We start from the raw sequence: 13,001 nt of genomic DNA on the forward strand, positions 1-13,001 counted from the left end.
AGTGACCCTACCGTCGGACGACCGGCACGGATGGCGCAGGATGGAGGCATGCGCAGATCACGACACATCACTCCTGCCGTTCGCACGTCGGACGTGCGCGACGACGCGCCGACCCCGGCAGACGTACTGCGGTATCTCGTCCACCTTCCGGATGACTACGACTCCGACCCGGGCAGGCTCTGGCCTCTGGTGCTGTTCCTGCACGGTGCGGGCGAACGAGGTTCCGACCTCGACCTCGCCGCGGTGCATGGCCCGCCGAGGCTGGCGGATGACGGGCACGAGTTCCCCTTCGTCCTCGTCACCCCGCAGTGCGGTGAGTCGAGTCAGTGGGTCGCGGAGCTCTCGACCTTGTCCGGGCTGGTCGACGAGGTCGTCTCGACGCACCGCGTCGATCCGGCCCGCATATCGGTGACCGGGCTCAGCATGGGCGGCTTCGGGACCTGGAGCCTGGCGGTGCGCTATCCCGAACGGTTCGCCGCGATCGCACCGATCTGCGGTGGGCTCTGGATGCAGAGTGCTGAGCCGATTCGTCACCTGCCCGTCTGGGCTTTCCACGGCGACGCCGACGATGTCGTGCCGATCTCCGCCACGGAGGAGATCACCACCGAACTTCGGACACTCGGCGCCGACGTGCGGTTCACGCGATACGCCGGCGTCGGCCACGACTCCTGGACCGAGACCTACGACAACCCCGAGCTGTACGACTGGCTGCTCTCCCACCGGCGCTAGCGCGCGTACGTCCCCGCACGGGTCCGGGCCTTGTCGAGGAAGCGCTCATGGAAGCGCGTCTCGCCATCGACCTCCGGGTGGAAGCTCGTTCCGAGCAGGCTGCCCTGCTCGACGGCGACCACCGTGCCGTCCGTGAGCGATGCCAAGACGTCGACACCGGGGCCCACACGCTCGACCACCGGGGCGCGGATGAACGTCGCGCGCACCGGAAGCTCCCCCAGAGCGGGGACGGCGAGTTGCGTCTCGAACGACTCCGTCTGGCGCCCGAAGGCATTGCGACGGACGTCGATGTCCATCCCGCCGAAGGACTCCTGGCCGTCGATCCCGTCGAGCACCGTGTCCGCCAGCAGAATGAGTCCGGCGCACGTGCCGTAGACGGGCAGTCCGGCACCGATCGCGGCGCGGATCGGCTCCTGCATCCCGAAGATGCGGGACAGCTTGTCGATCACGCTGGACTCGCCGCCGGGGATCACGAGGCCGTCGACGGACGAGAGCTCTTCCGGTCGGCGCACCAGCACGACATCGGCGCCCAGGTGCGCGAGCAGAGCGGCGTGCTCGCGCACGTCGCCCTGCAGCGCGAGGACTCCGACGCGGGTGTTACCAGCCACGCTCGGCGAGACGGTGCGGCGCGGGGAGGTCGCTGACGTTGATGCCCACCATCGCCTCGCCGAGCCCGCGCGAGACCTCGGCGATCACCTTGGCGTCATCGAAGAACGTGGTGGCCTTGACGATGGCCTTGGCGCGCTCGGCGGGGTTGCCCGACTTGAAGATGCCCGAGCCGACGAACACGCCGTCTGCTCCGAGCTGCATCATCATCGCGGCGTCTGCGGGGGTCGCAACCCCTCCGGCCACGAAGAGCACGACCGGGAGTTTGCCGGTCTCGGCGATCTCGGCGACCAGGTCGTAGGGCGCCTGCAGTTCCTTGGCGGCGACATACAGCTCGTCCTTGGGCAGCGCAGCGAGGGCCGCGATCTCCCCACGGATCTTGCGGATGTGCTTCATCGCCTCGGAGACGTCGCCGGTGCCGGCCTCGCCCTTGGAGCGGATCATCGCGGCGCCCTCGTTGATGCGGCGGAGTGCCTCGCCCAGGTTGGTCGCACCGCACACGAACGGCACCGTGAACTCGTACTTGTCGATGTGGTTCACGTAGTCGGCCGGCGAGAGCACCTCGGACTCGTCGATGTAGTCGACGCCGAGCTCCTGCAGCACCTGGGCCTCGACGAAGTGTCCGATGCGCGCCTTCGCCATCACCGGGATCGAGACCGCGTCGATGATGCTGTCGATCATGTCGGGATCGCTCATCCGCGAGACCCCACCCTGGGCACGGATGTCGGCCGGCACGCGCTCGAGCGCCATGACGGCAACGGCGCCCGCGTCTTCGGCGATCTTCGCCTGCTCAGCGGTGACGACGTCCATGATGACGCCGCCCTTGAGCATCTCGGCGAGGCCGCGCTTGACGCGCGAGGATCCGGTGGTTGTCTGCTCGGTCATGGGGAACTCCTGTCGGATGCACCGAAGTGGGTTTTGATCTAGATCAAACGTAGCACTGTCCGATTCGACCTAGAATCGCTGAGGAGGATCATGAGCGACCAGATCACAGGTACCACCGCGTCGGAGATCGCCGACAGCGTGCGTTCGCTGCGCGACCGCGGATCCCTGCAGCCCGGTAGCCTCCTCCCCCCGGTGCGCGAGCTGGCCGCGACCCTCGGCGTGAATCGCAACACCGCCGTGGCTGCGTACCGCCAGCTCGCTCAGGCCGGTCTCGTGGTCTCGCGCGGGCGTGCCGGCACCGTGGTCGCGGGCCACGAAACCGTGGCGCAGGAGGGTTACGCCCCCGACACTGTCCTCCGGGACATCGGCACCGGCAACCCGGACCCACGCCTCATCCCCGATCCGGCACCCGCACTGATGACCATCGCCTCGCGCCCCGTCCTCTACGGCGAGCCCGTGATCGATCGTGGTCTCGAGGATTGGGCACGGCGGTGGATCGCCGCCGACCTCGACGACGTCGACTTCCGCATCACCGTCACCAGCGGTGCCGTCGATGCCGTGGAGCGGCTGCTCGCGCAGGCACTGATGCGCGACGACGCCGTGGCGCTCGAGGACCCGTGCTTCCTGGCGAGCATCCACACCGTGCGACTCGGCGGGTACCGGGCCGTTCCGGTGCCGGTCGACGCCGAGGGCATGACCGTCGACGGGTTGCGTGCGGCATTGGACGCCGGAGTCCGCGCGATCATCTGCACCCCGCGCGCGCAGAACCCCACCGGAGCGAGCCTCACCGCGACGCGGGCCGCCGAACTGCGAGCGGTACTGGCCGACCACCCCTACGTGCTGATCATCGAGGACGACCATTTCTCGATGCTCTCGCAGCGCCGGTACGAGTCGCTCATCGGTCCCGACCACCGTCGGTTCGCGCTCGTGCGCTCCGTGTCGAAGTTCCTCGGACCCGACATGTGCCTCGCGATCGCGGCGACGGATGCCGAGACAGCGGAACGGCTCGCCATGCGTCTGAGTCCCGGAACGACCTGGGTGAGCCACCTGCTGCAGCGTCTCGCGTTGACGCAGCTCACCGACGACGCCGTGATGACCGAGGTCGCCGCAGCAGCTGCCCACTACGCGGAGCGGAATGCCGCCTTCGCGGAGCGACTGCGCGCAGGCGGCATCGATGCGACCGCATCCGACGGTATGAGCCTGTGGGTCGAACTGCCGCAACCTGCGCGCCTCGTCGCCGATCGGCTGATGCGCCGAGGGTGGCTGGCCCGCACCGGCGACGACTTCGCGCTCGACGACCGCGCGGACCCATCCCACCATCTGCGCCTGACCGTGCACGACCTGTCCGATGACGAGGCCGAGACCCTCGTCGCCGACCTCGTCGCCGCCGGGCGATGACCATCCTCGCGGGCACCCGCCTGCCCTGAACGAAAGAGCCGGAGAATGAAGATCCTCTCCATCCAGTCAGCCGTCGCCTACGGGCACGTCGGCAACTCCGCCGCGGTGTTCCCCCTGCAGCGCATCGGCGTGGAGGTGCTCCCGGTCTACACCGTGAACTTCTCCAACCACACCGGATACGGCGCCTGGCGCGGACCGATGATCGCTCCGGACGACGTCCGCGAAGTCATCACCGGCATCGAGGAGCGTGGCGTCTTCGGCCAGATCGACGCGATCCTCAGCGGCTACCAGGGCGGCGAAGGCATCGGAGACGTGATCATCGACGCGGTCGCCCGTGTGAAGTCCGCGAACCCGAGCGCCGTCTACGCCTGCGACCCGGTCATGGGCAACGCCAAGTCGGGGTGCTTCGTGGCCCCGGCGATCCCGGTGCTGCTGCGAGAGCGCGTCGTCCCGGTCGCCGACATCATCACGCCGAACCAGTTCGAGCTCGGCTTCCTCACCGACACCGAGCCGGACACCCTCGAGTCCACCCTCGCCTCCGTCGACCTCGCCCACGCGATGGGTCCGAGCACCGTGCTGGTGACGAGCGTCGAGCGGCCCGACCGCGAAGAGGGCACCATCGAGATGCTCGCCGCCGACGCGCAGGGCGCCTGGCTGGTGCAGACCCCGCACCTGCCGATGAAGGCGAACGGCTCCGGGGATGTGACCGCGGCACTGTTCACGGCGCACTACGTCGAGACCGGCAGCGCGAAGATCGCTCTGGAGCGCACGGCGTCGAGCGTCTACGACCTGTTGAAGGCCACGCTCGAATCCGGTGAGCGCGAGCTGCAGCTCGTCGAGGCGCAGGAGTTCTACGCGAACCCGCAGATGCAGTTCACCGCCCGTCAGGTGCGCTGAGCTACTCCGCAGTAGGCTCCGACGCCGGCCAGGCGTTCGCCACGGCCTCCCGCACCTCGCCGAGGAGCTGCGGAAGCGCCTTGGTCTTCGCGATGATCGGGAAGAAGTTGGCGTCCGATGTCCACCGCGGCACCACGTGCTGGTGCAGGTGGGCGTCGACGCCTGCGCCCGCCACCGCGCCCTGGTTCATGCCGATGTTGAAGCCGTCGCAGCGTGACACCTCGCGCAGCACACGCATGGCCGTCTGTGTGAGGGCACCGATCTCGGCGACCTCGGCGGGCGTCGCCTGGTCGTACGTGGCGATGTGGCGATACGGGCACACGAGCAGGTGCCCCGAGTTGTACGGGAACAGGTTCAGCAGCACGTAGGCAGTCTCGCCGCGCGCCACGACCAGCCGCTCCTCGTCCGGGAACTTCGGCGCCTCGCAGAACGGGCACTCCTCCCGCAGCGGCTCCGGCCCCGCCTGGATGTACGCCATCCGATGCGGGGTCCACAGCCGCTGGAACTCGTCCGGAACGCCGGCGAGGCGCCCGGCGTCTTCCAGCGGCCGCTCCCCCTCGGTCACGCCAGGTCCCCTGCCTTCAGCACGAGCGCGTGCGAGGCGATGGCGGCGCTGATCCGACGTACCGCATCCGCCACCGGGACGCCGTTCTCCTGCGTCCCGTCTCGGAAGCGGAACGACACCGTGCCCGCGGCTCGATCCTGCTCCCCGACGATGAGGATGACGGGGACCTTCGCCGTCGTGTGGTTGCGGATCTTCTTCTGCATGCGGTCGTCGGAGTGATCGACGTCGGCCCGGACGCCCGCCTCGCGCAGCTGTGCGATGACGTCGTCCAGATAGTCTCCGTACTGCTCCGCGACCGGGACGCCGACAACCTGGCTGGGCGCGAGCCAGAGCGGGAAGTCGCCGGCGTAGTGCTCGAGGAGGATCGCGAAGAAGCGCTCGACCGAACCGAGGAGCGCGCGGTGGATCATGACCGGCCGGTGCTTCTGCCCGTCGGGTCCGGTGTACTCCAGCTCGAACCGGTCGGGCTGGTTGAAGTCGAGCTGGATGGTCGACATCTGCCAGGTGCGTCCGATCGCGTCGCGTGCCTGTACGGAGATCTTCGGACCGTAGAAGGCGGCGCCGCCGGGGTCGGCGACGAGTTCGAGTCCGGACTCGATCGCGACCTCACGCAACGTGTCGATCGCGGTGGTCCACTGCTCCGGCTCGCCGAGGAACTTGGGGTTCCCCACCTCGTTCGTCGACAGTTCGAGGTAGAAGTCGTTGAGGCCGTAGTCGCGGAGCAGGTCCAGGACGAGGTTCAGGTTCGTCGTGAGCTCGTCCTTGACCTGGTCCTGAGCGACGTAGATGTGGGCGTCGTCCTGTGTCAGGCCACGCACGCGGGTCAGACCCGACAGTGTCCCACTCTTCTCGTAGCGGTAGACCGTCCCGAACTCGGCCAGACGCAGCGGCAGCTCGCGGTAGGAACGCCCGCGCGAACGGAAGATGAGGTTGTGGAACGGGCAGTTCATCGGCTTCAGGTAGTAGTCCTGCCCTTGACGGGTGACGTTGCCCTCCTCATCGACGACCTCGTCGAGGTGCATCGGGGGGAACATGCCGTCCGCATAGGTCTGCAGGTGACCCGACGTCATGAAGAGGTCCTTCTTCGTGATGTGCGGGCTGTTCACGAGGTCGTATCCGTTGCGCAGCAGGTGCTTACGTAGGTTCTCCTCGATCTCGTAGCGGATGATGCCGCCCTTGGGGTGGAACACCGCGAGTCCGGAGCCGATCTCGTCTGGGAAGGAGAACAGGTCCATCTCGGCACCGAGCTTGCGGTGATCGCGGCGCTCCGCCTCGGCGATGCGCTCCTGGTAGGCACGCAGCTCGTCCTTGGTCGGCCACGCCGTGCCGTAGATGCGCTGCAGCTGCGGGTTCTTCTCGCTGCCGCGCCAGTAGGCGGCGGCGATGCGGGTGAGGTCCCAGCCGTTGCCGATCATGCGCGTGTTGGGCAGGTGCGGCCCGCGGCAGAGGTCCTTCCAGACGACCTCGCCATCGCGGGTGGTGTTGTCGTAGATCGTCAGCTCACCCTCGCCGACCTCGACGGAGGCCCCCTCGGCGGCTTCCTTCCCGCCTTTGAGCCCGATGAGCTCGAGCTTGAACGGCTCGTCCGCGAGCTCGGCGCGCGCCTCGTCGTCGGTCACGACACGGCGGACGAAGCGCTGGCCCTCGCGGACGATGCGCTGCATCTCCTTCGTGATGGCCTTGATGTCGTCAGGCGTGAACGGGGTCTCCACGCCGAAGTCGTAATAGAACCCGTCGGTGATGGGCGGGCCGATGCCGAGGTTCGCCTGCGGGTTGATGCGCTGCACCGCCTGCGCCAGCACGTGGGCAGCCGAGTGGCGGAGGATGTTCAGCCCATCCGCACTGTCGATCGTGACCGGCTCGACCTCGTCGGTGTCGGTCACGGTCGTGGCGAGATCCTTGAGATCGCCGTTGACGCGCATCGCGACGACGTTTCGGTCAGTGAACAGGGCGAAGCCATCGTGCGGCCGGGCGTTTTCAGGCACAGAAACTCTCCATCTGGGTCGGTGTCCAGGTTACTCGCATGATCACGGGGTCCTGACCGCTTCGCGACGGTGTCGGACACCGTGACCGGTGCCGCCGTCGGTCACCCTCAGCCCGGCTGGTCGGCGCCGCGCGAGGGGACGATGATCCCCGACTCGTACGCGTGGATCACGAGCTGCGCACGATCGCGTGCGTGCAGCTTCGACATGATGCGGTTCACATGGGTCTTCGCGGTGTGCGGTGAGATCACGAGTCGGTTCGCGATGTCCTGGTTCGACGCCCCGCCCGCCACGAGCAGCAGCACCTCGCGCTCCCGCTCCGTGAGCTGTCGCAGCGGCTCGGTGTGCCAGGCATCGGCTCGCGGATGCTGCGGCAGCACGGAGCGCTCGATCAGCGACCGTGTTGCCGCCGACGACAGGAGAGCCTCACCGCGGTGCACCACTCGCACGGCGCTGACGATGTCGTCCGGCTCGGCCCCTTTGCCGATGAAGCCACTCGCACCGGCGCGGAGTGCGGCGACCACGTAGTCGTCCTCCTCGAAGGTCGTCAGGATGAGCACGCGGGTCGCGGTGGACTGCGCCGCGCTCATGATCTGCGCGGTGGCGGCGATGCCGTCGAGCTCCGGCATCCGGATGTCCATCACCACGACGTCCGGCATCGACTCGCGCACCGCAGTGACCGCCTCACGCCCGTTCGCTGCTTCGCCCACCACCTCGATGCCGCCGTCGACGAGGATGTCGCGGACCGCCTGCCGCACCAACGGCTGATCGTCGACGACGAGCACCCGGATCATCGTGCACCTCCGTCGAGGGGGATCCGCACCTCGAGGCGGAACGCGCTTCCATCGCGGCCGGTCTGCACATCTCCCCGGACCGCGACCACGCGCTCGCGCAGTCCACGCAGCCCGTGGCCACCCGCACGCGACACCGCCTCGGATTCCGTCGCCACCTGATTGTCGACGACGACACGGAGCGACCCGCCGTCCGCTCGGAGGCGCACGGTCGCCGCGCCGTCCGCTCCGTGCTTGTGCGCATTCGTCAATCCTTCGAGGACCACGAGGTAAGCCACATGATCACTGGCCGGCGACAGAGCAGGCCGATCGGGATCGTCCTGGAGATCGACGCGCAGCCCCGCCTCGCGGAACTGCACGACCAGCTCGTCGAGACCGGCGAGGCCGACCTGCGGACGAAGGTCGCGAACATCATCCGGATCGTCGGAGCGCAGCAGCGCCATCAGCCCACCGATGTCGGCGAGCACGGTGCGAGAGGAACGGCGGATGGTGCTCAGTGCCTCCCGCGCACGCTCCGGGCGGGTCTCCAACGCGGATGACGCGACGCCCGCATTGAGACTGATGACCGAGATCTGGTGCGCGACCACGTCGTGCAGATCGCGCGCGATGCGCACCCGTTCTTCGGCGACACGTCGTCGCGCTTCCTCGTCCCTCCCCCGCTCGGCCCGCTCCGCGCGTTCGGTCATGGCGGAGACGAACTCGCGTCGTGACCTGGTCGCGTCCCCCAGTGCTCCGGCGAGGGCGATGATGAAGACGAACTGCAGCGCGCGGGCATCGAAGAGATCCCCGCCGAGCGGGATCGCGTTCGAGAAGAAGACGATCGCCGTCGCCGAGGTCACGGCGATGATCCCGACGAGTCGCCCTCGACGGTCCACGACGGCGTAGGCACTGATCGCCATGGCGATGAGCGCGCTCGGCGACAGGACACCCGCGAATGCCAGGACCACTGCGCACAGCAGGCTGACGACGAGCACGACGAGGGGATGCCGGCGGCGGAACGGCATCCCGGCCGCGGGGACGAGGGCGACGACGAGCAGCCATCCGGTCGCGCGGAACGCCTCGTCCGGGAAGGGTGACACGGCGAACACGACCACCACGACCACAGCGATCAGGTCGGAGAGCGGCGCCGCGATTCCTGGAGGACGAGGTGCCGGCATCACACCAGTATTCACCGCGACGCCGACTCCCGGATCCTCCGCCGGGATGAGCTGTGTGTACTGCGATCGCAGTACACGTTTGTCTGCGGCAGGGCGACGCGGCGGCGGATGCCGCGCGGCACGCTGGGATGAGGGCGCACAGCGCGTGCGCCGAGAGAGGTCGGCATGAAGAAGCCCGTCAAGAGAGTGCTCATCGCACTCACGTCCGTCGTCGCCGTCATCGCGGTCGGACTGGTGGCCACCACGGTCGGCAATGCGGTGGCGACCGCGGTCGAACAGGATCGCATCGAGCCGTACGGGCAGAAGGTCACCGTGGACGGGCACGAGATGAACGTCATGATCACCGGTGAGGGCTCGGAGGACATCGTTCTCCTCCCGGGTTTCGGCACCGCATCGCCTGTGCTCGACTTCGAGCCGCTCGTCACCGAGCTCGCCGAGGATCACCGCGTCATCGTGGTGGAGCCGTTCGGCTACGGGCTGAGCGACGGTACGGATCGCGCCCGCACCACCGACAACATCGTGACCGAGACGCATTCCGCTCTGCAGGAGCTCGGCGTCGACGACTACGTCTTGATGGGGCATTCCATCGCCGGCATATACGGCATCCAGTTCGCGAACCGCTATCCCGATGAGGTGCGGGCGTTCGTCGGAATCGACAGCAGCGTCCCCGGGCAGCCCGGCTCGGACACCGAGCTGCCCGTCGGGCTCTTCGGCGCGGCGAAGAACCTGGGGCTCGTGCGACTCATCGCATCGTTCCGTGGCACGGGTTACGACGAGTCCGTCTACTCCGCAGACGTGCAGGAGCAGATCGCCCTGCTCACCAACCGGAACACGCTGAGCCCCACCTACCTGAACGCGATGTCTCTGCTCCACGCGAACTTCGACGATGCTCTGGGCACGAGCTTCCCCGAAGACCTCCCCCTGCTGCTGTTCGTCGTGGCCGACAATCCGACGGTCCCCACCTGGGTGGATCTGCACGAGGAGCAGGCCGCGGCCGTCGACGATGGAACGGTGGTGCCGCTCGATGGAACGCACTACCTCCACCACACGCACACGCCGGAGATCGTCGACGGGTTCCGCTCGTGGGAGCGCACCAGGATGCCCGCCGCGGAGTGACGCCGGAGCTCTGGACATCACGTAGCGTGAACGGATGGACAGAGCAGTCGCACGATGGATCCTGGCGGTCGCGCTCGGCGCGATCGGTGTCGGCCACTTCCTCAGCACCCGCGGGTTCCGGGTCGTGGTGCCCGATTGGGCCACTCGCCTGACCAGGCTCGACAAGGACACGATCGTGATCGCCTCGGGCGCCGCAGAGGTCGCGCTCGCGGCGGGGCTCCTCGCGCTACCGAAGGAGCGCCGCCGCATCGGCTGGGCGACGGCCGCATTCTTCGTCGCCGTGATGCCCGGGAACATCCACCAGTGGCAGACCAAGCGCTCGACGCCGGGACTCGACACGGATGCTCGGCGGTTCGGTCGACTGTTCCTACAGCCGATCCTGGTGCTGTGGGCGCTGTGGTCGACCGGCGGCGAGACGCCCCGCCGAAACCACCGTCGGCGTTGAGAGACAGACCATGCCCGTGAGCTCGAAGAGAATGGTCCCATGACATCCCCCTCGCTGGTGTGGTTCCGCGACGACCTCCGCCTCGCCGACAATCCGGCGTTGCGCGCCGCGATCGATCGAGGTGAACCGGTCATCGCGCTCTATGTGCTCGACGAGGAGTCGCCGGGCATCCGCCCCCTCGGCGGCGCAGCCCGCTGGTGGCTGCACCACTCGCTGGCATCGCTCGACGAGCGTCTCCGTGAGCGCGGCGGGGCACTCGTGCTGCGTCGCGGCGCCGCAGGGCACGTCGTCCGCGAGGCGGTGGCGGATGTCGGCGCCGGCGCCGTATTCTGGAACCGACGGTACGGGGGCGCCGAGCGCGAGATCGACTCATCGCTGAAGTCGGCACTCCGGGCCGAGGGGCTCGAGGTCGCGTCCTTCGCAGCATCCCTGCTGCACGAGCCGTGGACCGTGACGACCGGCAGCGGCACGCACTATTCCGTCTTCACCCCGTTCTGGCGCGCGTGTCTCGCGCTGCCGGCACCACGCGCGCCGCTTCCGGAGCCACGGACAGTCGATGGCCCGGGTCATGTCCCCGCCTCCGATGCTCTCGACGACTGGGATCTGCTGCCCACCCGGCCGGATTGGGCCGGGGGCCTGCGCGACACCTGGGAGCCTGGGGAACCCGCCGCCCGGCGACGCCTCACGGAGTTCCTCGCTCACGACCTCCCCTCGTATGACCGCGCGCGCGACGAACCCGCTGCCGGTGCGACCTCGCTGCTCTCCCCGCGGCTGCGCTGGGGAGAGATCAGCCCCTTCACGGTCTGGCACGAGGCCGTCGGCGTGGACGGTGCCGGCGGATTCCTCTCCGAGCTCGGTTGGCGGGAGTTCGCCTGGCACACGCTCTATCACTCCCCCGACCTCGCGACCCGAAATCTGCGTCGCGAGTTCGACGCCTTCCCGTGGCCACCCCTCGACCCAGCGCACCTGGAAGCCTGGCAGCACGGCGAGACCGGAGTGCCGCTGGTGGATGCGGGAATGCGGGAGCTCTGGCACACGGGCTACATGCACAACCGCGTCCGGATGGTCGTGGCCTCCTTCCTCGTGAAGAACCTGCTGATCGACTGGCGACTCGGCGAGGAGTGGTTCTGGGACACGCTCGTCGACGCCGACGAGGCCAACAACCCGTTCAACTGGCAATGGGTGGCGGGCTCCGGTGCCGATGCGGCCCCGTACTTCCGCGTTTTCAATCCCGAGCTGCAGGCGAAGAAGTTCGACCCGCAGGGGCTCTACATCTCGCAGTGGGCCTCCGAAGCACCGACCGAACCGATCGTCGACCTCGGTGAGACCAGGAAGGCCGCGCTCGCGGCGTACGACGAGGTCAAGCGGGCGCCACGAGCGCCTTCCTGATGCTCGAAGACGGCGAGGTCTGCACCGCCGGGGTGTGGTCAGCCGGCGATGATCTCCGGCACCTTCCATGAGGCGAGCTCACCGAGACGCGGCCGGTAGAGCCGGATCAGGAGGTTCCAGCCCTCCGGGAGGGGAATGGAGTTCGCGGCATCGTCGCCGTGGTCGCCGAGGCGCACGGTGGTCGATCCGTCCTCGTTCTTGGTGGCGAACACGGAGTTGACGTTCGTGGCGCCGATCGGCCCGGGTTCGAAGTAGCCGGCCGCGTTGTAGACGCTGACCGACCAGAACGCGTCGGCGGGCACGTCTCGGAAGGTCATGGTGTAGCGGCCGACGGGAAGCTTGGGGTCGATGTTGATGTACGACGCCTCCGCATCGGGAAGGCCACCCCAGCCGAGCGCCGTGCCGACCAGGTGACGCACGGGGTCGACGTCTTCCTTCGATCCGAAGCATCCCGACAGTCCACCCATCGTCTTGCCCAGCACGAGCAGGGCTTCGCGAACCTCGACGTAGCTGTCGTGGTCGTATTCGGGGTGAGAGAACTCCTGAGTGCCGCTCGCGCTGAGAGTGATCTGATCCTGGATCGCATTCACCGCTTCGAGGTCGCTCGGACTTGCCGGGTCGAAGAGGACGCGTGCCGCAGCGATGACGTGCGGGGTCTCGAACTCCTCGATCGTGAGGGGATAGGAGCCTGCCCGATGGAAGACACGGTTGATGTAGTGGTCCTGGTTGATGATCATGACGGAGACGTACCGGTCTCCGACCTCCGGCAGTGTGAGGGTGACGGGGCCCCCACTGAGATCGATGATCGCGACCGAATAGAGCGTGTCGCGGTTCTGTCGAATCACCGGTTGCTGCTCCAGGGGCGGGAGCGCACGGTCGTGGTGGAACACGCCCACCCCGCCGATGATCGGCAGCATCCGGTCGATCATCGTGTCGGTTTCCACCCGCGTGAAGTTGTCGACATCGACGATCTGGGCACTCATCCGGGGCTCCTCGCTGCTCTGTTGCCCACACACTATCGGGTGGGACGGTCGCCCGCGG

At 68.1% G+C, this 13,001-nt stretch carries 13 protein-coding genes; 6 read left to right on the plus strand and 7 right to left on the minus strand.

What is annotated here, in order from left to right:
- The first annotated feature begins 48 nt into the window (after window positions 1-48).
- Window positions 49-729: an alpha/beta fold hydrolase gene (locus OC372_RS03900; RefSeq protein ID WP_105709983.1), complete on the plus strand. Its 681-nt coding sequence runs from the start codon at window positions 49-51 to the stop codon at window positions 727-729.
- On the opposite strand, the gene pdxT is transcribed toward OC372_RS03900, so the two are convergent.
- Together pdxT and pdxS are read right to left on the minus strand one after the other, a co-directional pair.
- On the minus strand, window positions 726-1,337 hold the full coding sequence (pdxT, locus tag OC372_RS03905; RefSeq protein WP_105710348.1) for a pyridoxal 5'-phosphate synthase glutaminase subunit PdxT: 612 nt from the start codon (window positions 1,335-1,337) through the stop codon (window positions 726-728). The genes OC372_RS03900 and pdxT overlap by 4 nt on opposite strands.
- Complete coding sequence (gene pdxS / locus OC372_RS03910) at window positions 1,327-2,220, minus strand: pyridoxal 5'-phosphate synthase lyase subunit PdxS (protein ID WP_262000977.1); 894 nt, start codon at window positions 2,218-2,220, stop codon at window positions 1,327-1,329. The genes pdxT and pdxS overlap by 11 nt, the downstream gene beginning before the upstream one ends.
- A gap of 90 nt (window positions 2,221-2,310) precedes the next feature.
- On the opposite strand from pdxS, the gene OC372_RS03915 reads away from it, so the two are divergent.
- Together OC372_RS03915 and pdxY are read left to right on the plus strand one after the other, a co-directional pair.
- Window positions 2,311-3,618: an aminotransferase class I/II-fold pyridoxal phosphate-dependent enzyme gene (locus OC372_RS03915; protein WP_262000978.1), complete on the plus strand. Its 1,308-nt coding sequence runs from the start codon at window positions 2,311-2,313 to the stop codon at window positions 3,616-3,618.
- Between the two features lie 45 nt (window positions 3,619-3,663).
- Window positions 3,664-4,515 (plus strand): pyridoxal kinase PdxY, encoded by an 852-nt coding sequence (gene pdxY, locus OC372_RS03920; protein WP_029263306.1) that lies wholly within the window; start codon window positions 3,664-3,666, stop codon window positions 4,513-4,515.
- 1 nt (window position 4,516) lies between these two features.
- Here the strand turns inward: pdxY and OC372_RS03925 are convergent, their stop codons facing one another.
- From OC372_RS03925 to OC372_RS03940, 4 genes are all read right to left on the minus strand, one after another.
- Window positions 4,517-5,080, minus strand: a complete 564-nt coding sequence (locus tag OC372_RS03925; protein WP_105709985.1) for an HIT family protein — start codon at window positions 5,078-5,080, stop codon at window positions 4,517-4,519.
- Complete coding sequence (thrS, locus tag OC372_RS03930) at window positions 5,077-7,002, minus strand: threonine--tRNA ligase (RefSeq protein WP_262001230.1); 1,926 nt, start codon at window positions 7,000-7,002, stop codon at window positions 5,077-5,079. The genes OC372_RS03925 and thrS overlap by 4 nt, the downstream gene beginning before the upstream one ends.
- 170 nt (window positions 7,003-7,172) lie before the next feature.
- A complete protein-coding gene (locus OC372_RS03935; protein WP_262000979.1) occupies window positions 7,173-7,856 on the minus strand; it encodes a response regulator transcription factor in 684 nt (227 codons plus the stop codon).
- A complete protein-coding gene (locus OC372_RS03940; RefSeq protein WP_262000980.1) occupies window positions 7,853-9,010 on the minus strand; it encodes a sensor histidine kinase in 1,158 nt (385 codons plus the stop codon). Before OC372_RS03940 ends, OC372_RS03935 begins: the two co-directional genes overlap by 4 nt.
- 165 nt (window positions 9,011-9,175) lie before the next feature.
- Here OC372_RS03940 and OC372_RS03945 point away from each other — a divergent pair, with 165 nt between their 5' ends.
- Genes OC372_RS03945 through OC372_RS03955 form a run of 3 tightly spaced genes read left to right on the plus strand, consistent with a single transcriptional unit; the run spans window position 9,176 to window position 11,960 of the window.
- Complete coding sequence (locus OC372_RS03945) at window positions 9,176-10,126, plus strand: alpha/beta fold hydrolase (RefSeq protein WP_262000981.1); 951 nt, start codon at window positions 9,176-9,178, stop codon at window positions 10,124-10,126.
- Window positions 10,127-10,160: 34 nt separating this feature from the next.
- A complete protein-coding gene (locus OC372_RS03950) occupies window positions 10,161-10,571 on the plus strand; it encodes a hypothetical protein (RefSeq protein WP_215066360.1) in 411 nt (136 codons plus the stop codon).
- Between the two features lie 39 nt (window positions 10,572-10,610).
- Complete coding sequence (locus OC372_RS03955) at window positions 10,611-11,960, plus strand: cryptochrome/photolyase family protein (protein WP_262000982.1); 1,350 nt, start codon at window positions 10,611-10,613, stop codon at window positions 11,958-11,960.
- A gap of 38 nt (window positions 11,961-11,998) precedes the next feature.
- On the opposite strand, the gene OC372_RS03960 is transcribed toward OC372_RS03955, so the two are convergent.
- A complete protein-coding gene (locus OC372_RS03960) occupies window positions 11,999-12,943 on the minus strand; it encodes a DUF1254 domain-containing protein (protein ID WP_262000983.1) in 945 nt (314 codons plus the stop codon).
- Window positions 12,944-13,001 lie beyond the last annotated feature (58 nt).

Origin of the sequence: Microbacterium sp. Mcb102 (genome assembly GCF_024519805.1) — a bacterium.
Classification (GTDB): domain Bacteria; phylum Actinomycetota; class Actinomycetes; order Actinomycetales; family Microbacteriaceae; genus Microbacterium.